Below are 18,615 nucleotides of genomic sequence, written 5' to 3'. Positions count from 1 at the left end.
CCGAAGGGGCGTCTGTTCCCGTTTGTTCGAATGAAACGTCCGTCGGCCGGACGGCCCGCCCGCGACCGGTACCGGCCGGTAGTGGGGATGCTGGAGGAATGAGCAACCAAGCGCCCGCGCCCGCTCCCGACACCGGCGGAGCGGCCGTGACGATCGGGGTGGAGGAGGAGTTCTTCCTCGTCGATCCCCACACCCGCCTCGTCGTGCCGGCCGGACCGGCCGTGGCCGCCCGTGCCGCGCGCGAGGCGGGTGACCGGGTGACGCAGGAGTTCGCCCTCGGCCAGGTCGAAGGACGCACCCGCCCCTGCCGCTCCGCGGACGAGCTGCGCGCGGAGCTGGAGCAGGTGCGCGGGGCCCTCGTCGCGGCGGCCCGCGCCGAGGGGGTCCGTCTGTGCGCGTCGGGGACGGCGGTGCTCCAGGATCCCGGGCCGGTGCAGGTGGCCGGTCATCCCCGCTACCGGGCCGGGCGCTTGCAGTACCGCGGCATGATGGACGACTTCGCCGTCAGCGCCCTGCACGTCCACGTCCACCTGCCGGACCGCGAGCTCGCCGTACGCACGGTGAACCACCTGCGCCCCTGGCTGCCGCTGCTGATCGCGGCGAGCGCCAACTCCCCCTATCACCGGGGGCTCGACACCGGATACGCCAGCTGGCGGACGGTCATCCGCCACCGCTTCCCCTGCCTGGGCCCACCGCCCTACGCCGCCTCGTGGCGGGAGCACGAACGCCTGGCCGTCACGATCGCCGACACCGAGGCGATGCTGGACGCGCGGACGCCGTTCTGGGACCTGCGCCCCAACCCCCGGCTGCCCACCCTGGAGGTGCGGGCGATGGACGTCCTGCAGGACGTCGGCGACACGGTCGCCTTCGCCGTCCTCCTGCGCGCCCTCGTGCGCACCGCCGCCGCCCGGGGCGAGGCGGGGGACCCGGGGCCGCCCTGGGCGGGCGAGGTGCTGCGCGCCGCCTGCTGGAGGGCCGCCCGCGACGGCTGGGGCGGTGACCTCTTCCATCCGGCGACCGGCCGGCCCTGCCCGGCCGGGGACCTCGCGCGGGAGCTGGTGGACCTCGTGCGCGGCGCGCTGGAGGACGCCGGAGACCTGGACGAGGTCACCGGGCTCTTCGACCGGCTCGCCGAGCTCGGTGACGGCGCATCCCGGCAGCGGGCCTGGGCGGCCGCGGGAGCCGGGCCCGAGGAAGTGGCGGACCGGCTGGTGGCGGCCACGGCACGCGGGACGGGCGGGGACGGGGTCAGCGGGCCGCGAGCGTGACGACCAGGACGTCCCGGTGGCCGGGACCGCCGTCGTCCTCGGGCCGCACGGGTGAGACGGCGTGCCAGGTGGCGCGGTCGTCACTGAGCAGGAGCGTGCCGGGCTCGCTGAGAGTGGTGGCCTCGACCTCCCTGCCCTCGGCGTCGTAGACGGTGCTGCGGCCGCCGGTGACGTTCCGGCGGCCGACGAGGAGCGAGGAGACCAGCGTGACGCCGTCCTTGTGACGGCCTTCGGGCGTGGGCTGCCCCAGACCTCCGGGACGCGCGACGACGCGGAACGGGTGGACCCGCACGATCCACTCCTCGGCGTCGTCCAGCCCCGCGGCGACCTCACCGAGCAGCCCGATCAGGGCGCCGAGCATCGGCTCGGCCCGGAAGGCGCCGGTGAGCGGTTCGAAGCGCCGCTCGACGTCCACGTAGAGCGGGTTGCTGCGGTCGGGCTGCACGAAGACCTCGTGCGGCAGCGGCATGATGCCGCCACCGCGCCGGGGCAGGAGGAACTGTCCGTACCGGCGCAGCCGGCTCGTCCCCGTCTCGGCCGCGTACGGGTCCGCGGCGAGCTCCTCCCAGTGCCGGTCGATCCTCGCCCACTCCGCCGCGGCCACGCCCAGGCACCGGGAGAGCACGGCCGGGGCCATCAGGTACCACCCGCGGGCCGCGACCACCCGCCGCGCTTCCGCGACCGCCGCCCGCACCTCCTCGTCACCCCGGGGACCGCCGCTCCCGCCCCCTGCCCGCCATCCGGAGTCGTCCGCCTCGTCCATGTGCCCATGCTCGGCCTTGCACGGCGGCCCGGCATCCGCAGCGCCATGGCCGGACGTGTCCCGGCAACACGCGGAACGCGGCCCGGTGGGGCTCAGGGCGCTCCGCTGCCCGGGTCCCGGACGGGGCTGCCCAGGCGGTCGGCGAGGAACGGTTCCCGAGCCAGCACGGCGCCCGTGCTGAGACCGACCGCGATGGCCACGCACAGCACGATCAGCCACGAGAGCAGCACGAAGACCGAGCCGAACGCCCCGAACTCGCCCAGCACCCGGTTCATGGCCACCGGCATGTACAGGCGCGCGCCGAGCGACAGCGCGGTGACGGCCATCGCGGTGAGCAGCGCCCCGGGCAGCATCGGCCACCAGCCGATCACACCGCCCAGCAGCAGGTGCTGCGTCCACCACCACGCCGCCGTCTGGAGGAGGAGGGTGAGGGGGACGCCCAGCCACAGTCCCGCGCCGAACCCGTCCCGCACCGGGCCCTGCACCACCAGCAGGACCGTCCAGACGGCGATCCACACGACCCAGCGCCAGACCGCGATCCGGGCCGCGCCCCGCGGGATCCCCCACGCGCGTCTGCACAGCCGCTGGACCGCCCGGCTCACCGCGGTCGCCGACAGCAGCACCATCACCGACCCCACCACCCCCACCGCGTTCTGCACGCCGTCGTCCGTCCCCGCGAAGACCTCGTCGAGCTGCTCACCGGACTCGCCGGTGAGACCGAACAGGGCGCGCAACGACGAGGTCAGCTGCTCCTGGAGGGCCGGCGGGGCGAGCGAGGCGACGACGAACAGCAGGGGAACGACCGTCAGGAGGACCTGAGCGGCGACCCGGGTCGCCGAGTCGAAGACGTTCACCGCGATCAGGCGCTCCGCCAGACGGGTGATCACCGGGAAGCGGGCCTCGCCGCGGTACCGGATCCGCCGTCCGGTCTCCGCGAGCTCCCGCGAACGGGTCCGCCACCACGATGCCCACAGCACGCCGCGCACCGGCCTCCTTCGTCCCGTCCAGGGTGGCGGACCCGACCGGCCACGGCACGCCGACGCACCACCGCGCGGTCCGATGCGTGGCACACCGCCCTTCGGGCGGATGCACGGCCGGCGGGGCGGGCCCATGGACGCCTCCCCGCTCCGACAGCGTGATCAACAGGCTCGGAGCGCGGCGGAGGCGGCCCGTGGCATAAGCACGGCTCCCGACGGGCAGAGCGTGATCATGACAGAGACCGCCGCGCACACCGCCCCCGCCCCACCGCACCGCCCCTTACGCCAGCTGCTGGCCGCGTCCGTCGGCAACGCCGTGGAGTGGTACGACTGGTACGCGTACACCTTCCTGGCCACCCACATCGCCCGGCAGGTCTTCCCGCCCGGCGCGGGCGGTTCCATGGTCCCGCTGCTCTCCACCTTCGCCGTCTTCGCCGTCGGATTCTTCATGCGCCCGGTCGGCGGGCTCCTGATGGGCGCGATCGCCGACCGCCGGGGCCGGCGGACCGCGCTCACCGTCACCATCCTGCTCATGGGAGGCAGCAGCCTCCTGGTCGGCCTCACCCCGGCGTACGCGTCCGTCGGCGTGCTCTCCCCGGTCGTCCTCGTGACCGCCCGGCTGCTCCAGGGCCTGTCCGTCGGCGGGGAGTTCGCCGCCTCGACCACCTTCCTCGTGGAGTCCGCGGGACCCGGCCGCCGAGGCCTCTTCTCGTCCTTCCAGTACGTCTCCACCTCCATCGGCCAGCTCGCCGCCTCCGGCCTCGCCGCGCTGCTCGTGACCGCGCTCCCCGAGGACGCCATGAACGGCTGGGGATGGCGCGTGCCCTTCCTGCTCGGCGCCGTCCTCAGCCTCGCCGGGTTCTGGATCCGGCGAGGCGCGGAGGAGACCCTTGCCCCCCACCCCGCCACGGCCCCCCGCCCCGGGCTGTTCGACGCCCTGCGCCACCACCCCCGCGCCTCGCTGCTGATCGGCGGCATCACGGCCGGGGGCACCCTCGCGTACTACACGTGGACCTCGTACCTGCCGACGTACGCCGAACTCGAGACCGGCATGGCCAAGGGGGACGCGCTGCTCGCCGGGACGCTGTCCCTGGCGTTCTTCGCCCTGCTCCAGCCGATCGGCGGCCTGCTGTCCGACCGCTTCGGCCGCAAGCCCTCCCTGCTGTTCTTCGGGCTCGGCTTCGCCGTGCTCGTCGTACCGCTGCTGCGCGCCCTGGACGGATCGTTCCTCTCCCTGCTGCTCGTCCAGTGCGCCGGCATGGTGCTGCTCACCGGCTTCACCTCCATCTCGGCGGCCGTCAACGCGGAGGTGTTCCCGGCGCGGGTGCGGGCGGCGGGCATCGGCTTCCCGTACTCGCTGACGGTCGCGCTCTTCGGCGGCACGGCCCCGTACATCGGCACCCTGCTGCAAGAGCTGGGCCTGCCGGGCCTGTTCCCCTGGTACGTCGCCGTGCTGTGCCTGTGCTCGTCAGCGGTGTACCTGCGGCTGCCGGAGAGCGCCCACAGGCCCCTCGACCGCTGACGGCCCGGGGAAGGAGGGGCCGGGGATCTCGCGCCGCAGCACCGGGGCGACGTCCGACTGGAAGAGCTCCAGCGAGGCCCGGTGCCCGGCCTGGGTGAGCCCGCCCGGCTCGGCCTGGAGGTGCAGGACGGTGTGGCCGAACTCCGCGTGGTAGCGGTGGACCTTCTCGATCACCTGCTGGGGGCTGCCGATCAGCGCCGAGCTGCGCTCGATGAAGTCCTCCAGCGTCGGGAACACCGGATCCAGCCCCTGCCGCGCGTGCGCGTCGAGGTACCGGGCGAAGGCCGGCCGGTACGCCCGCGCCGCCTGCTGCGAGGTGGGGGCCGTGTGGAACCCTGCCGTGCCCGCCCCGACGACCGCGTGCGCCGGATCGTGCCCGTAGTGCTCCCAGCGCTCCCGGTAGTGGCGGATCAGCTCGGCGTAGGGGCCGATGGGATGGGTGACGTTCGCGGAGAAGAGCGGGTCCCCGTAGCGTGCGGCGAGGTCGACGGACTCGCGGCTCGTGGCGCTGCCGTGCCAGATCCGGACGGCCCGCTGGTACGGCCTCGGCAGCACCTCCGCCCCGCTCAGCGCCGGACGGAAGCGCGGCTCGGCGGTCACCTCGTCCTCGCGCCAGATCCGCCGGAACAGCTCGTAGCCCTCGGTGTTGCGCGCCCACTGGTCCTCGGGGGTGACGTGGAAGAGCTCCCGCTGCGCGGTGCCGTTGCCCTTGCCGATCATCAGCTCCAGGCGGCCGTCGCAGAGGTGGTCGAGCGTCGCGTAGTCCTCGTACGCCCGCACCGGATCGAGCAGGCTCAGAGTGGTGACGGCGGTGAACAGCCGGATCCGGCTGGTCAGCGCGGCGATGTGGGAGAGCACCACGGGCGGAGAGGAGGACAGGAACGGCCGTTCGTGGCGCTCGCCCACCCCGAAACCGTCGAAGCCGAGCGACTCCGCCAGCTGTGCGGCGGCCACGACCTCGCGGAACCGCTCCCGCGTGGGGGTGGGGGCACCCGTCACGGGGTCCGCGGAATCCGTGATCAGGGTGATGGCCAGGAACTTCACGCGACCACCGCCCGTCGGGCCGCCCGGAGAGGGAATTCTGACACGGCGAAGGGGCCTTCCTGACGAGCCGAATGAAAAGGGAGGGGAAAAGGAAAAAGAGAAAGGAAGTGGGGGAGGAGAGGGCGGAATTCTCAGGGGTGTTCGGCGGGTCTGCCGGCCGGGGCCCGGACCGCCATGAAGAAGGGGCGGCGCCGCACCGTGAAACCGATCGACTCGTAGAGGCGGACGGCGCCCGTGTTGGCCGCGGCGGTGTGCAGGAAGGGGATCTCGCCCCGCTCGCGGATGCCCGCGGCCACGCCCCGCACCAGCCGGGTCGCCAGGCCCCGGCCCCGGTGCGCGGGATGGGTGCACACCGCGCTGATCTCGGTCCACCCGGGCGGGTGCAACCGCTCGCCGGCCATGGCGATCAGCCGGCCCCGGTGGCGGATGCCGAGGTAGGTGCCCAGTTCCACGGTGCGGGGCAGAAAGGGCCCCGGCTTCGTGAGCCCGATCAGGGCGAGCATCTCCGGTACGTCGGCGGCCCCCAGCCGAACCGCCTCCGGCGCGGGTTCGGCGCGCAAGGAGGTGTCGACGAGCTGGACCCCCTCGACGGAGCCGACGGTGTCCCAGCCCTCGGGCGGGGTCAGGAGGCCGGAGAGCGCGGCGGTCCCGCCCGGGCCGACCAGGGCGGCCAAGTCGGCCCAGGAGCGGGGGTCGGCCGGGTCGGCGAGGGCGGCGAAGGGGGCGACGTCCGGGTCGTAGCGGGCGGCGCGGGGCGTGCCGGGCGGCGTTGCGTACGGATGCTCGGCGAAGGCGGAGTGCGCAGCGGACAGCGAGGCCCAGGCCGCGTTGTCCAGGACGTGCGCGCAGACCGGGGCCCGCCCGCCCGCGCCGTGACCCGAGTCCGCGCCCGGGTCCGTCGCCGTGGCCGTGCCGGTGCCCGTGCCCCGGCTCATGAGGCGGCCGGCGGCAGGCCGGGCGGGTTCACCTCGGAGGTGGTGACGGCCTCGTTGGAGAGGTTCCAGGCGGCCAGGAGGCGGGCGTACTGGCCGTTTCCGACCAGGTGGTTGACCGCGCCCGCCAGCGGCTTGGCCAGCCCGCCGTCCTTCTTCGCCGTCGCGGCGATCAGCCCCTGGAGGCCCTCGCCGGCACCGGAGAACGAACCGGCGCTGCGGGTGGGCGCGCTGCTGCTCGCGGTCTGCGTGATGTGGTAGGCGATGGCGGGGTTAGGGCCGAAGCTGAGGTCGATCTTCCTGCCGCTCAGGGCCAGGTAGACGCTGTTGGGGTCGGGGAAGTACTTGACCTCCACGTCCTTGCCCTCGGACCGGAGCTTGGCCTGCCAGTCCAGCAGGATCTTCTCCTGGTTGGTGCCCTTGCTCACCGCCACTGTCTTCCCCGCGAGGGTGCGGTAGTCGCCGCCGAAGTTCCAGGTGCTGTCCTTCAGCACCTCGAAGGCCAGGTTGTCCTGCCGGTAGGAGGCGAACTCGTACTTCTTCTTGCGGTCCTCGGTGACCGTCACGTTGGAGAAGGCCGCGTCGACCTTGCCGCTGTCGATGCCGACGAAGAGGTTCTCCCAGGTGGAGTTCTTGAACACCGGCTTCAGCCCCAGTGTCGCGGCGACCAGGCGGCCGAGGTCCGGCTCCGCGCCCGTGAGGGTCTTCTGGTCGGTGCCGACGTAGGCGAGCGGCGGGAAGCCGGCCGGCAGGGCGCCGACGCCGATGACCAGCTCGCCGCGTTCGCGGACGTCCTTCGGGAGCTGGGCGCGCAGGGACTCGACGACGGGGACGGACAGTTCGTCCTGCTGGGCGGCGCCGTTGGAGACGGCGCCGACGGTCACCCTGCCCGTCGCGCCGCCGTCGGCCTCGGCCTCGCCGCCGCACGCCGTGAGCCCGGCGGCGAGGGAGGCGGTCGCGGTCACCGCCCCGAGGCCGCGGACGAGTCTGGTGCGCAGGGTGGGCTGGCGTCGCATGGAGTTCCTTCTGGTATGTGCGTACGGGGTCACGGGGCCGTCTCCCGGCGGAAGCGGAGCCGCAGGTCGCGCAGGCCCTCCCGGGCCCGCTGGAGGGGGCTCGCGGGTACGGCGCGCAGGGCGCCGCGGGCGTAGTACCGCTCGACGTGGTACTGCACGGCGGAGACCAGGCTGGTGAGGATCACGTACCAGACGGTCGCCACCAGCAGCAGCGGCACCACGTCGCCCGGATAGGTCGCGGCGAGGCTCTGCACGGAGCCGAACAGGTCGAGCAGCGAGACGTAGAAGACGAGCGAGGTGGCCTTGAGCAGGCCGATGAGCTGGTTGACGTAGGAGGGGACGATGGAGCGGAGGGCCTGGGGGAAGACGATCCGGGTGAACTGCCGCCACCGGGGGATCCCGAGGGCGTTCGCCGCCTCGTGCTGGCCCTGGTCGACGGAGAGCACGCCGGCCCGCACGACCTCGGCCGCGTACGCCGCCTCGCACAGACCCAGGCCGATCACGGCGATCACGATGTCGGTCGCGAGCCGGGACTCGTCGAAGGTGACGAACGCGGGCCCGAACGGCACCCCGATGCTGAGCGTGGGATAGAGGGCGCTGAGGTTGTAGAGGAAGAGCAGGACGACGATGAGCGGCACGGAGCGGAACAGCCAGACGTACGTCCAGCTCACCGACCGCACCACCGCGTTGCCCGACAGCCGGCCGAGGGCGAGCAGGACACCGCCGGCCAGGCCGAGGACCGCACTGTACGCGGTCACCTGGAGGGTGATGAGCAGCCCGTCCAGGACGACCGGGCGCAGGAACCAGTAGGCGAAGCGGTCCCATTGGTAGAACGGGTTGGTGATCAGCCCGTGGGCGGCCTGGGAGACCAGGACCAGGACGATGGCGGCGGTCACCCAGCGGCCCGGGCGTCGGAGGGGGAGGACCCGCTCCGCGGTTCCCGGAGGACCGGAGGGGGCGGACGGACCGGACGGACCGGGCGGGCCGGCGGGCGCGGAAAGGAGCAGGGGTTCGGTCACGGAATCTCCAGCGGCTTCGGCGAAGCGCAGAATCGAAAAGCAGCCTTCATGCCGTGGAGGGGAGACGGCGGATGGGTGGCTGCGGCGTAAGCTAGGCAGCCCGGAGAAGGGGTGTCAACGGCCTCGATATCGGAATGCGCGGATGAGCGAGCCGATTTCATCCGCCGTACATGTAACGCCTCTTGGTGAAACGAAACGGCTTTGTTCCGGTGCTCGCGTCGCCGCCGCGGGAGGTGCCCCGCGCGTAGTACCGCTCCACGTAGTACTGGCCCGCGCTCAGCACGGTGGTGACGGCGACGTACCAGAGCGTGGCGACCATCAGCAGTGGGATCACCTGGTAGTTCTGGTTGTAGACCAGCTGGACCGAGTACAGCAGGTCGTGCACGGCCAGCACGCTGACGATGCTCGTGCCCTTCAGGGTGCCGATCAGCATGTTGCCGGCGGTCGGCACGATCGAGCGCATCGCCTGGGGCACCACGATCCGCCGCAGGGTACGCGGCCTGCTCAGGCCGAGCGCCTGCGCGGCCTCGGTCTGGCCGGGGTCCACGGACAGGATGCCGCCGCGCACCACCTCGGCGGCGTACGCGCTCTCGTGCAGGGTCAGACCGATGACGGCCGTGAGCGTCGGGCCGAGCAGGTTCACCGTCTTGACGCTGAACAGCTCGGGGCCGTACGGGATCGCGAGGCCCACAGTGGGGTACAGGGCGCCGATGTTGAACCAGAACAGCAGCTGCACCAGCAGCGGCGTGGAGCGGAAGATCCACACGTAGCCCCAGCTCAGCGTCCGCAGGACCGGGCTGTCGGAGAGCCGCATCACCGCCAGCAGCGTGCCGGCCGCGAAGCCGAGCACCATCACCACGCCGGTCAGCCACAGGGTGAGCAGCAGTCCGCTCAGCACCGCGGAGGTGGTGAAGTACCGGCCCACCACGTCCCATTGGAAGGCGTCGTTGAGGACCACGGAACGCAGCACCAGCGCGAAGACCAGCAGGGCGGCGGCGGCGGACAGCCGGCGGCCCGCGCGCCGCCGCGGCACGATCCGCGGCGGTCCCCCTCCGGGGCCGGCTCCCGGCGCGGGCTCCGCGACGGAGACGGAGGCGGAGGTGGAGGCGGAGAGGCGGGAAGGGGCGGTGGCCATGGGAGGCCCTCCAGTCGAGGGTGCGCGGCGTGGACGGGTGGGGTGGTCCGGGACGTGTGTCGTCACGCTCGCCGCGTCCCTCAACGCGGCCGGAAGGGCCGCCGCGCGGGGCGGGGCCGATCCGCGTCGATCGTATGCGCCCGCGGCCAGGCCCTGTCAACCGAGCGTCCGGGGCGGCCCGTCGGGACCGTCCGGTCCAGGGCGTCGGGACCGTCCGGGATCCGGGCGGTTGCTTGACGAAGACCATCGCGTACTGCTCAAGTAGTCATATGAACGCCCATCAGCGCCTCGTCACGCGCGGCCACATCGACTTCGGTCGGGTGTGGTCCGCCGCGTGTTGTGCCTGATGCGGCAGCGGGCTGCCTGATCGGCCCTTCCCTCCCTCGGTGACCCCGTCGCGGGCCGAGATCTCCTGAGCACCACCCGCCGTGCCGCGGCACGGCGACGTGCGCCCGGACGTGCGCTGCCCGCCGCCCGAAGACCCCCGATTCCCGAGTCCCGACGCCCGGCGCCGTCACGCCCGCCGCGGCACCCCGCGGCTCCCCGCGTCCGCATTCCCGCCGGCAAGCCCGTCCGGTCCGACGCCCGCCCCTGCCCGTGTGCGCACGCACCACCGTCCTTCCGAAAGGCCACCCCATGCCCGTGGAGTTCCTCGGCATCGCCGCCACCAACGACGGATCCGAAACCACCGCGCGATCCGGCGCCGCGTTCGACAAGGAGTACACGCTCCGGCTCGCCCGGGCGCACGAGGACCACGGCTGGGACCGCGTGCTGTTCGCCTACGGATCCGGATCCCCGGACCCCGCGCCGGCGGCCGCGTACGTCGCCGCCCGCCTGGACCGCCTCCAGCTCCTGCTCGCCCACCGGCCCAACGTCTCGTACCCCACCTACGCCGCCAAGACCTTCGCCACCCTCGACCAGATCAGCGGGGGCCGGCTGGCGGTCCACTTCATCACCGGGGGCAACGACCACGAACAGGCCCGCGAGGGCGACACCCTCACCAAGGACGAGCGCTACGCCCGCACACGCGAGTACATCCGGATCGTCAAGAAGATCTGGACCACCCACGAGCCCTTCGACCACGAGGGCGAGCACTACCGCTTCCACGACTTCGTCAGCGACGTCTTCCCCGTCCAGCAGCCGCGCCCCGACGTGTCGTTCGGCGGCTCCTCACCCGCCGCCTACGCCGCCGGCGGCGCCGAGGCGGACGTCTACTGCCTCTGGGGGGAGCCGCTGGAGCGGACCGCCCAGCAGATCCAGGCGGTGAAGGCGGCCGCCGAGGCCGCCGGCCGCACCGACGTCCCACGCATCCAGGTCGCCTTCCGCCCCATCATCGCCCCCACCGAGGAACTGGCCTGGGAGAAGGCCCACCGCACCCTGGGTGCCATCCGGCAGCGGCGCCTCGCGGCCCCCGCACGACACCACCGGGGCGGTGTCACCGAAGCCGCGGCCCCGCAGAACACCGGCTCGCAGCGGCTGATCGCCATCGCCGAGGCGGGGGAGCGCTACGACCGGGCCCTGTGGACGCCGACCGCCGCGGCCACCGGCGGCGCGGGCAACTCCAACGCCCTGGTCGGCACCCCCGAGACGGTCGCCCAGGCCCTGCTCGACTACCACGACCTCGGCGTCGACATCCTCTCGGCCCGCGGCTACGACCTCCTGGACGACGCCGTCGACTTCGGCCGCTACGTCATCCCGCTCGTCCGCGAGGAAGTAGCCAAACGCGACGCCGCGCGCGAGGCCGCGCGGTCCGCGGCCTCCCCGGTCCGGCCCGTCGCGGCGGTGCGCGCATGAGCCCCGCCGGCCGCACCCCGCGCAGACGCGGGGGCCGCCCGGGCATCCCGTCGCGGAAGGCGAAGCGCACCGCCCTGCGCACGGCCGCCACGCTGGCCGCCCTGCCCCTCATGGCGCTGACCGCCTGCGGATCCGGCGGCGGGACTCCCGCTCCGGCGGGCGCCGAGGCCTCCGCCCAGGCGCCGGCCGACGATCCGGTGGCCGCCGTACGCACCGTCGACGCGGTCGCCGCCCTGCTCCCGGCCGAAGTCCGGCGCACGGGAACCCTGCGGATCGGCAGCTCCATCGGATCCCCGCCCTCGGCGTACTACCCCAACGGGCAGGACAAACCGCCCGCGGGCCAGGACATCGACATCGCCGACGCCGTGGCCAAGGTCCTCGGCGTGCGGCTGGAGCGGCAGGGCGCCTCGTTCGAGACGATCCTGCCCGCGCTCGGCAGCGGCAAGTACGACCTCGGCACGGGCAACTTCGGCGTCACCGCCGAACGCCTGAAGACCGTCGACTTCGTCACCTATGTCAACGACGGGCAGGGCTTCGCGGTCAAGACGGGCAGCACCCGGCTGACCACCCGCATCACCGACCTCGTCCAGCTGTGCGGCCTGACCGTCGGCACCGGAGCGGGCACCACCTTCGAGAAGACCCTCACCGACCGCAAGGGCGTGTGCACCGCCGCCGGCAAGAAGCCCTACGAGGTCAAGGTCTTCTCCGAACCCGGAGCCGTCACCACCGCACTCCAGCAGGGCCGTATCGACGTCGTCATGTCGACGATCAACGGCCTGCGCCACCAGGCGGCGCAGCCCGCCGCGCAGACCACCTTCCTGGGCGAATACCACCGCCTCGACGTGGGCTTCGCCTTCAAGAAGGACTCCCCGCTGACCCCGGCCGTCCAGGCAGCCGTCAACGAGCTGGTCAGGAACGGCACCTACGCGCGGATCCTGAAGAAGTGGGGCACCGGAGCCTCCGCGATCGAGACCTCCCAGATCAACCCGGCCGAGCACACATGAGGAGCGAGCCCGTGAACGACGTCATGGTCGACGTACGCGGCGTCCACAAGAGCTTCGGACCGCTGGAGGTGCTGCGCGGCGTCGACCTGACCGTCCGGACCGGCGAGGTCGCCGTCGTCCTCGGCCCGTCCGGCTCGGGGAAGTCCACCCTGCTGCGCACCATCAACCACCTGGAGAAGGTCGACCGCGGCTGGGTGAGCGTCGACGGCGACCTCATCGGCTACCGCCGCGCCCGCGGCAAGCTGTACGAGCTGAAGGAGAAGGAGGTCCGGCGGCAGCGCACCCGCATCGGGTTCGTCTTCCAGAACTTCAACCTCTTCCCGCACCTCACGGTGCTGGAGAACCTGGTCGAGGCCCCGGTCTCCGCGCTGCGCCGGCCGCGGCAGGAGGCGGAGGCGACGGCCCGCCGGCTGCTCGAACGGGTCGGCCTCTCCGACAAGGCCGACGCCCGCCCCCGGCAGCTCTCCGGGGGCCAGCAGCAGCGCGTGGCCATCGCCCGGGCCCTCGCCCTCGAACCGAGGGTCCTGCTCTTCGACGAGCCGACCTCGGCGCTGGACCCGGAGCTGGTCGGCGAGGTCCTCGACGTGATCAAGGACCTCGCCCGGGCCGGCACCACCATGATCGTCGTGACGCACGAGATCGGCTTCGCCCGTGAGGTCGCCGACACCGTCGTGTTCATGGACGCCGGGGCCGTCGTCGAACAGGGCCCGCCCACCACCGTCCTGGACGCCCCGAGCCACCCCCGCACCCGCGCCTTCCTCGCCAAGGCCGTCTGACCCCACGGGGGGAACGGGTGCGCCCGCGCCGCGTCGGGATACTGGGAGGATGAGCGACGCGATGGCTGCGCACGCGGCCGCCGAAGAGTTGAAACGACGGGTGTACGCCGGCCTGCGCGAGGACGACCTCGACCCCCGGCAGGTCGTCGCCCTGGCGTGTGAACTGCTCGACTGGTCGCACTGCACCGACGCCGTCCTGGAGGTCGTCGAACGCGACCCGGCCGAGGTGTCGCCGGCGGAGATGACCGGCCTTGCCCGGCGCATCCTGGACGACACGGGCTTCGATCCCGGCTTCGACCTCGCCCCCGAGCGCCTGGAGACGCTCCGTGCCGCGCTGAAGACCGTTGCCCGCGATCTGGCCACCCGGGGGATCGAGGCCGAACCGGAGATCGAGGTCCTGGGGGACCGGTGCACGGTGGGAGCCGGTGTCCGCCTCGCCGGCGGCGAAAGACTCAACTGGGGCGGTCACGTCCTGCCCGCCATGTGCGACGACCCGACCACGGCCCTGACCAGTCTGACGGTCATGATCCAGGAGAGCCTGCTCGAACGTACCTGGCAGGTCTGGCCGGTGTGCGCCCGGCATGACCTCGGCGTGCACGGATCGGAGCGGGACGCGGAGGCCGTGTGGTGGTGCGCGGGCGACGGCGGACACGTGCTCGCGCCGATCGGCGAGCTCTCCCGCGCACCGGGCCACGGCCGCCGCGAGCAGGGCGCTCGGGACGGGGCGCGGGGTCGGCGCACTCGCGGCACAGAGACCCCGGGCACCCTGGAAGGGAGGCCGCAGGCGTCGGTTGCCGCTCCACGAACCGGCGGGGGATCATGACGGCGTGTCCCACCGAGAGCAACTCCACGCGTTCCTGGCCCGCACCGGCCTCACCGTCGTCGAGGACGTGCGCCCCGGCAGCCTCTTCCCACCGGAGGCCGCCTGGCGCGTCGCGCGCGGCACGGCGGCGCCCGCCGACGCCGTCCGGGAGGCGCTCGACGCCGCGTGGTGGCGCCGTCTCGCGGACGAGGACGACGAGTTCCTGGTGGCCGTACTCGGACACCGGATCGGCGGCAACGACTCCTGGTGGACCCGGGTCCGCTGCGCCGGCGGCGGTGCGCCGCGGCTGACCGGCGGCCCCGGCTTCGTGGCGCTCTCCCCCGACGGGCAGGTGCTCCTCGCGGAAGTGCCCGACGCGGACGGGCCCCGCCTGACGGCCCTCGACCGGCTGCCGGAACGGCTGGAGGAGGCTGCGGCGGCCGCCGGACGCGAGACGGAGGCCGAGCGCGCCGGGACATGGGCGGCGGTACCCGGCCGGCGCGGGTGGCCCCTCCACTGGGCGGACAGGATCGGGTTCAACCCGGCCGCCCCGGACGAACTGCTGATCCGCCTGCTGGACGTGGAGGACGGCTTCCTGTACGGGTGCGAGCGCCCCGCCGTCCTCGACGCCGCCGTCGCGCACCCCGACCCCCGGGTCCGCTCCAGGCCCGCCGACGCCTTCCGCCCCAAGCTCACGTCCGGCCAGTGGGTCCGCCTGGTCCGCGCCGAACCGTCGTCGGCGCGACGCGTTCTGCTCGCCGAACGTGCCCTCGTATGGGGTGCCGAACTCCCCGACGACCTGTACGACGAGCTCCTCGCCGGCCCCGCGCGTGCCTCGGCCGTCGAACTCCCCGGGCTCCCCGCCCACCACCTCCCGGCCCTCGCGGCCGACCCCGACCCCCGGGTGCGGGCCGCCGCCTGCGCCCGCTGGGAGGACCTCGGCGCGCCGCAGCGGGACCGGCTGCTGGCCGACGCCGACGACCTCGTGCGTACGGCGGCGCTCCTCGCCCACCACACCCGCGTGCCCATGCCCCGCGAGGTCTACGAGGCCCTGCCCGAGCCCCGGCGCGCGCTCGAAGCGTGCCGGCTGGCACCCGGACTGGAGGCGGAGCTGGTCCGGGAGGGGACCCTGGAGGAACGCCTGGCGCTCGCCGCCAACCCGGGGCTCGGCCCGCTCGGCGTCGCCGTCCTGGCGCAGGACCCGGACGAGGACGTCCGCTCGGAGGTGGCACTGCGGCCCGACCTCGACGAGGAGCGGCGCGCCGCGGTCCGCCACGCCTTCGACCCGTCCCTGGTGTCGAACACCCTGCGCTGGGTCGAGCGCCTGCACGGCGACGCCGAGGCGATGCGCCGCCTCGCCGCGTCCTCCCACCCGCTGGTCCGCCGCAGCGTGGCCCGTGCCCGGCACCTGCCGCCGGACGTCGTGCAGCGCCTGGCGCGGGACGAGGACCGGCCGGTCCGCCTCTTCCTCGCCGAATCCTGCGACGACGCTCCGGCCGAGCTGCTGCTGGAGGTCTGGCGCTGGTGGGACGGCAGCTTCAGCCACCCCGACCGCCCCCGCGGCCACCCCAACTTCCCCCGCACCGGCCTGCTGCGCCATGCCGACGACCCCGTCGGCCGGATGCGCCGCCTGGCCCTGGACGATCCGGAGTCCACCCCCGCCGACGTCGCACGTCTCGCCCGCGACCCCGAGGCCGAGGTGCGCCGCCGCGCGGCCGAGGACCCGCGGCTGTCACCGGCCGACTCGGTACGGCTGCTGAACGACCCGGAGGCCGCCGTCCGCGGCAGCGTGATGCGCAATCCGCGGCTGCCGGCCCGCGTCCTCGCCGGCCTGCTGCACGACCGCGACACGGCGGGCGCGGCGGTCACCAACCCGGCGATCCCGGTCCCCGTCCTTGAGCGCCTCCTGGACGCGGCCGCGCACGCCGTGGCCGCCCGCCACCGGACTCCCTCACCCGCCGGCACGGCCCCGGCGGTCTGAGCCGCCCGCACGGTGGTCCGGCACGTGATCGGCACGCGGGCGGGCCCCGACCCGGGGGAAGGGTCGGGGCCCGAGAGGGGGCAAGCGCGCTGAGGGCGCCACGCGTCAGCGGCGGAAGCTGTCCTTGACGTCTTCCTTGGCCTGCCGGGCATCGCCCTTGGCCTGCTCGCGGCGGCCTTCGGCGGCCAGCCGCTCGTTGCCGACCGCCCGGCCGAGCATCTCCTTGGCCTTGCCCGTGGCCTGCTCGGCGTGCGCCTTGGCCTTCTCCGTGCCCGACATGAGGACCTCCTCGTATGAGTACCGCGTTGGTCGTGATCCCTCGCATGCTCCCGCTCGGCGACCGCAAACCCCCTTCTTTCCGCCGACAGGGCGAACCGGCTGCGCCACGCCGCGACGGGCCGTCGCTCCTACCCGGCCCTGCGCATAAGAAGCGGGTAAAAATCGAGCGCATGACCGTCGCAGAGGCGGGCACCCGCCGCTTCGGAGGTTGATAACCATGGTTCCCCTGCTTCTCGTTCTCCTGCTGATCCTGATCCTGTTCGGCGCCGGATTCGCGGTGAAGATCCTGTGGTGGATCGCCATCGCTGTCCTGGTCCTGTGGCTGATCGGGTTCGTCGCCCGTCCGAAGGGCGGCAGCGGCCGCTGGTACCGCTGGTAGCCGGACCATCCCGGCGCTACGCCCTCGTGGGCCGCTCCCCGACCGGGGGAGCGGCCCACAGCCGTGGCTTCACCATTCGGGGTGGACGTCGTGACTGTCGTACCGGATTCCGGCGTCGGTGGTCCAGGGACGGAAACGGCCGGGGCCCGTGGGCTCGGGACGGTAGGTGACGGGCTGGCTGGTGTCATCGGTGACGATGACGGCCCCGGTCCGCTGGGCGGCGCGCAACGCATGGGTCCAGTGGCGGCCGCGGTGGCCCGTTCGGTAGTCGGGCGTCTTGCACATGGACATGGAATTCACCGCTTGATCGTCGTGCGGGGTCGAAAATAACCGGATTTTTCCGAGTACCCGAAATTTTCCGTTTTGAACCTCTCGCGTACCCCGTGGCGCAGGCGGAGGTGATCAAGGGGCGACTGGAAGGCCGGCACGCGCCGACCGCCTCCCGGTCGGAAAGGATGAAGGTCCCGGGAGGCGTGGCTGGTAGTGCGGTGCCGCGGCGGGCCGCCCCTCACGGGCTCGATGCTCGGTTGCCTCCGCTCGTCGCGGAACCGCAGCACACTGCACGGCTGCCCCCGCCCGCGGCTCTCAAACCACTACCCGACGGGGTGGTGAAGCGGCGCGTCCACATCATTTTGCGGACCATGCGCAACCGTTCCGCCATCGCGCATGTCCTTCCCTCCAGGAGCGTCCGACTCCAATGACCACCAGGGGGAAACAATGAGGTTCACCCGTCCCGTCGTCACCACCACCGCAGTCGCCGCCCTGGCCCTGGGGGCCACGACCGCGCTGGCGGGGCCCGCCTCCGCCGCACCCAACACCACGCCGCAGAAGGTCTGCGGAAGCGCCTACAAGACCGTGAACTCGGCCGCCATCGGCTCGCTGGGCACCGTCTACCTCACGTACAACGCCTCGAACGGCAAGAACTGCGTCGCTACCATCCGCAACAACCCGGGGGCGGCCGTGGACATGGCCCTCTGGATCGAAGTCCCCGAAACCTGGGAGCGCGGCGAGGACTACGGCCGGTACACCTCGTACGCGGGCCCGGCCTACGTGTACGGCAAGGGCCACTGCGTCGACTGGGGCGGGGGCATCAGCAACGTGCACGTGCAGGTGTACAACTCCAACTGCGGCGCGCGCAAGGAGCACCGGGTCACCGAGGTCCGCTGACCCGGGACCCTCCTGACCACGACGTCCCGTTCCGTCGTGCGGCCGTCGGGGCCTGAGCCACGACGGCCGCACGACCGCAGGGGAGCCCTGCCGCGGGCTACTTGGGCATCAGGACGGTGTCGACGATGTAGACGTTGGCGTTGGCGGTCTTGACGTTGCCGCAGACCACGTTGGAGGTGCCGTTGACCTTGTAGGTCTCGCCGGACCCCTTCGTGGTGACCATGCCCTTCTGGAGGGTCTCGAAGCTGCCGTTCTCCAGCTGCTTGGGGGTGAGCCTCTGGCCGACGACGTGGTAGGTCAGGATCTTGGTCAGGGTGGCCTTGTCGGCGAGGACCTTGTCCAGGTCGGCCTTCGGGATCTTCGCGAAGGCGTCGTTGGTCGGGGCGAAGACGGTGATGTCCTTGGCGTTGTTCAGGGTGTCCACGAGGCCGGCCTGCTTGACCGCGGCGACCAGGGTGGACAGGGCGGGGTTGTTGGAGGCGGCGGTGGCGACGGGGTCCTTGGCCATGCCGTCGAAGGAGCCGGCGCCCTCCTTGGGCACGCCCGCGCAGGCCGGGCCGAACGGCTGGTCACCGGTCATCGATTCGCCGGCGGGGGTGCTCGCTCCGGTCTTGGCCTGGTCACCGGCGGCCGCGCTGGGGGCGGCTTCCGTGTCGCTGCCGGAGTCGGAACACGCCGCCAGGGAGAAGGGCAGCACGGCGGCTGCGGCGACGGCGACCGCGGTACGGCGGAACTTCATGCTGCTGCTCATGATCTG

At 73.1% G+C, this 18,615-nt stretch carries 19 protein-coding genes; 9 read left to right on the top strand and 10 right to left on the bottom strand.

The features are described from left to right. The first annotated feature begins 98 nt into the window (after positions 1–98). Positions 99–1,268, top strand: a complete 1,170-nt coding sequence (locus ABD973_RS00410) for a carboxylate-amine ligase (protein ID WP_125823709.1) — start codon at positions 99–101, stop codon at positions 1,266–1,268. Here the strand turns inward: ABD973_RS00410 and ABD973_RS00405 are convergent. Beyond that, entirely contained in the window at positions 1,249–2,031 is a 783-nt protein-coding gene (locus tag ABD973_RS00405; RefSeq protein ID WP_345497515.1) for a 2OG-Fe dioxygenase family protein, read from the bottom strand. The genes ABD973_RS00410 and ABD973_RS00405 overlap by 20 nt on opposite strands. 92 nt (positions 2,032–2,123) lie before the next feature. After that, complete coding sequence (locus ABD973_RS00400; RefSeq protein WP_345497514.1) at positions 2,124–3,008, bottom strand: YhjD/YihY/BrkB family envelope integrity protein; 885 nt, start codon at positions 3,006–3,008, stop codon at positions 2,124–2,126. Positions 3,009–3,240: 232 nt separating this feature from the next. Between ABD973_RS00400 and ABD973_RS00395 the strand changes: the two genes are divergently transcribed. Next, positions 3,241–4,530 carry an MFS transporter gene (locus tag ABD973_RS00395; RefSeq protein WP_345497512.1) on the top strand — a complete coding sequence of 430 codons (1,290 nt, stop codon included), beginning with the start codon at positions 3,241–3,243 and terminating at the stop codon, positions 4,528–4,530. Here the strand turns inward: ABD973_RS00395 and ABD973_RS00390 are convergent. The 5 genes from ABD973_RS00390 to ABD973_RS00370 all read right to left on the bottom strand — a co-directional run bounded on the left by ABD973_RS00390 (position 4,477) and on the right by ABD973_RS00370 (position 9,676). After that, positions 4,477–5,574: an LLM class flavin-dependent oxidoreductase gene (locus ABD973_RS00390; RefSeq protein ID WP_345497510.1), complete on the bottom strand. Its 1,098-nt coding sequence runs from the start codon at positions 5,572–5,574 to the stop codon at positions 4,477–4,479. The two genes, ABD973_RS00395 and ABD973_RS00390, sit on opposite strands and share 54 nt — an antisense overlap. A 131-nt stretch (positions 5,575–5,705) precedes the next feature. Next, positions 5,706–6,509, bottom strand: coding sequence for a GNAT family N-acetyltransferase (locus ABD973_RS00385; protein ID WP_125823714.1), 804 nt, complete (start codon positions 6,507–6,509; stop codon positions 5,706–5,708). Then, positions 6,506–7,522: a transporter substrate-binding domain-containing protein gene (locus tag ABD973_RS00380; protein WP_345497508.1), complete on the bottom strand. Its 1,017-nt coding sequence runs from the start codon at positions 7,520–7,522 to the stop codon at positions 6,506–6,508. Before ABD973_RS00380 ends, ABD973_RS00385 begins: the two co-directional genes overlap by 4 nt. Before the next feature lie 29 nt (positions 7,523–7,551). Further along, entirely contained in the window at positions 7,552–8,541 is a 990-nt protein-coding gene (locus tag ABD973_RS00375; RefSeq protein ID WP_425586071.1) for an amino acid ABC transporter permease, read from the bottom strand. 157 nt (positions 8,542–8,698) lie between these two features. Continuing rightward, positions 8,699–9,676, bottom strand: coding sequence for an amino acid ABC transporter permease (locus ABD973_RS00370; protein WP_345497507.1), 978 nt, complete (start codon positions 9,674–9,676; stop codon positions 8,699–8,701). A 636-nt stretch (positions 9,677–10,312) separates the two neighbouring features. On the opposite strand from ABD973_RS00370, the gene ABD973_RS00365 reads away from it, so the two are divergent. The 5 genes from ABD973_RS00365 to ABD973_RS00345 all read left to right on the top strand — a co-directional run bounded on the left by ABD973_RS00365 (position 10,313) and on the right by ABD973_RS00345 (position 16,033). Continuing rightward, the gene (locus ABD973_RS00365; protein ID WP_125823717.1) at positions 10,313–11,470 is read left to right on the top strand and encodes an LLM class flavin-dependent oxidoreductase; all 1,158 of its coding nucleotides are present in this window, start codon (positions 10,313–10,315) and stop codon (positions 11,468–11,470) included. A gap of 110 nt (positions 11,471–11,580) precedes the next feature. Beyond that, the gene (locus ABD973_RS00360; protein WP_345504406.1) at positions 11,581–12,474 is read left to right on the top strand and encodes an ABC transporter substrate-binding protein; all 894 of its coding nucleotides are present in this window, start codon (positions 11,581–11,583) and stop codon (positions 12,472–12,474) included. An 11-nt stretch (positions 12,475–12,485) separates the two neighbouring features. After that, positions 12,486–13,250, top strand: a complete 765-nt coding sequence (locus ABD973_RS00355; RefSeq protein WP_125823719.1) for an amino acid ABC transporter ATP-binding protein — start codon at positions 12,486–12,488, stop codon at positions 13,248–13,250. A gap of 49 nt (positions 13,251–13,299) precedes the next feature. Then, positions 13,300–14,073: a hypothetical protein gene (locus ABD973_RS00350; protein WP_345497502.1), complete on the top strand. Its 774-nt coding sequence runs from the start codon at positions 13,300–13,302 to the stop codon at positions 14,071–14,073. Between the two features lie 4 nt (positions 14,074–14,077). Further along, positions 14,078–16,033, top strand: coding sequence for a hypothetical protein (locus tag ABD973_RS00345; RefSeq protein WP_345497500.1), 1,956 nt, complete (start codon positions 14,078–14,080; stop codon positions 16,031–16,033). A 105-nt stretch (positions 16,034–16,138) separates the two neighbouring features. On the opposite strand, the gene ABD973_RS00340 is transcribed toward ABD973_RS00345, so the two are convergent. After that, the gene (locus ABD973_RS00340; protein WP_125823721.1) at positions 16,139–16,312 is read right to left on the bottom strand and encodes a CsbD family protein; all 174 of its coding nucleotides are present in this window, start codon (positions 16,310–16,312) and stop codon (positions 16,139–16,141) included. A gap of 217 nt (positions 16,313–16,529) precedes the next feature. Here ABD973_RS00340 and ABD973_RS00335 point away from each other — a divergent pair, with 217 nt between their 5' ends. Continuing rightward, positions 16,530–16,691 carry a hydrophobic protein gene (locus ABD973_RS00335; protein WP_125604293.1) on the top strand — a complete coding sequence of 54 codons (162 nt, stop codon included), beginning with the start codon at positions 16,530–16,532 and terminating at the stop codon, positions 16,689–16,691. Between the two features lie 69 nt (positions 16,692–16,760). Here ABD973_RS00335 and ABD973_RS00330 read toward each other — a convergent pair whose 3' ends face one another. Then, positions 16,761–16,991 (bottom strand): hypothetical protein, encoded by a 231-nt coding sequence (locus ABD973_RS00330; RefSeq protein ID WP_125823722.1) that lies wholly within the window; start codon positions 16,989–16,991, stop codon positions 16,761–16,763. A gap of 417 nt (positions 16,992–17,408) precedes the next feature. Between ABD973_RS00330 and ABD973_RS00325 the strand changes: the two genes are divergently transcribed. Then, a complete protein-coding gene (locus ABD973_RS00325; protein ID WP_345497493.1) occupies positions 17,409–17,858 on the top strand; it encodes a spore-associated protein in 450 nt (149 codons plus the stop codon). 97 nt (positions 17,859–17,955) lie between these two features. On the opposite strand, the gene ABD973_RS00320 is transcribed toward ABD973_RS00325, so the two are convergent. Then, the gene (locus tag ABD973_RS00320) at positions 17,956–18,609 is read right to left on the bottom strand and encodes a fasciclin domain-containing protein (RefSeq protein WP_345497491.1); all 654 of its coding nucleotides are present in this window, start codon (positions 18,607–18,609) and stop codon (positions 17,956–17,958) included. Positions 18,610–18,615: the final 6 nt, after the last annotated feature.

The organism is Streptomyces racemochromogenes (assembly GCF_039535215.1).
In the GTDB taxonomy this organism is placed as follows: Bacteria; Actinomycetota; Actinomycetes; order Streptomycetales; family Streptomycetaceae; genus Streptomyces; species Streptomyces racemochromogenes.
The sequence above is the reverse complement of the archived record's forward strand: the minus strand, read 5'-3'. Positions and strand labels throughout refer to the sequence as shown.

What these genes read in the sequence shown, in the direction of transcription:
- ABD973_RS00410 (WP_125823709.1), top strand. Translation starts at nt 99, where the DNA reads ATGAGCAACCAAGCGCCCGCGCCCGCTCCCGACACCGGCGGAGCGGCC.
- ABD973_RS00405 (WP_345497515.1), bottom strand. Translation starts at nt 2,031, where the DNA reads ATGGACGAGGCGGACGACTCCGGATGGCGGGCAGGGGGCGGGAGCGGC.
- ABD973_RS00395 (WP_345497512.1), top strand. Translation starts at nt 3,241, where the DNA reads ATGACAGAGACCGCCGCGCACACCGCCCCCGCCCCACCGCACCGCCCC.
- ABD973_RS00385 (WP_125823714.1), bottom strand. Translation starts at nt 6,509, where the DNA reads ATGAGCCGGGGCACGGGCACCGGCACGGCCACGGCGACGGACCCGGGC.
- ABD973_RS00380 (WP_345497508.1), bottom strand. Translation starts at nt 7,522, where the DNA reads ATGCGACGCCAGCCCACCCTGCGCACCAGACTCGTCCGCGGCCTCGGG.
- ABD973_RS00370 (WP_345497507.1), bottom strand. Translation starts at nt 9,676, where the DNA reads ATGGCCACCGCCCCTTCCCGCCTCTCCGCCTCCACCTCCGCCTCCGTC.
- ABD973_RS00365 (WP_125823717.1), top strand. Translation starts at nt 10,313, where the DNA reads ATGCCCGTGGAGTTCCTCGGCATCGCCGCCACCAACGACGGATCCGAA.
- ABD973_RS00360 (WP_345504406.1), top strand. Translation starts at nt 11,581, where the DNA reads ATGGCGCTGACCGCCTGCGGATCCGGCGGCGGGACTCCCGCTCCGGCG.
- ABD973_RS00350 (WP_345497502.1), top strand. Translation starts at nt 13,300, where the DNA reads ATGAGCGACGCGATGGCTGCGCACGCGGCCGCCGAAGAGTTGAAACGA.
- ABD973_RS00340 (WP_125823721.1), bottom strand. Translation starts at nt 16,312, where the DNA reads ATGTCGGGCACGGAGAAGGCCAAGGCGCACGCCGAGCAGGCCACGGGC.
- ABD973_RS00335 (WP_125604293.1), top strand. Translation starts at nt 16,530, where the DNA reads ATGGTTCCCCTGCTTCTCGTTCTCCTGCTGATCCTGATCCTGTTCGGC.
- ABD973_RS00325 (WP_345497493.1), top strand. Translation starts at nt 17,409, where the DNA reads ATGAGGTTCACCCGTCCCGTCGTCACCACCACCGCAGTCGCCGCCCTG.
- ABD973_RS00320 (WP_345497491.1), bottom strand. Translation starts at nt 18,609, where the DNA reads ATGAGCAGCAGCATGAAGTTCCGCCGTACCGCGGTCGCCGTCGCCGCA.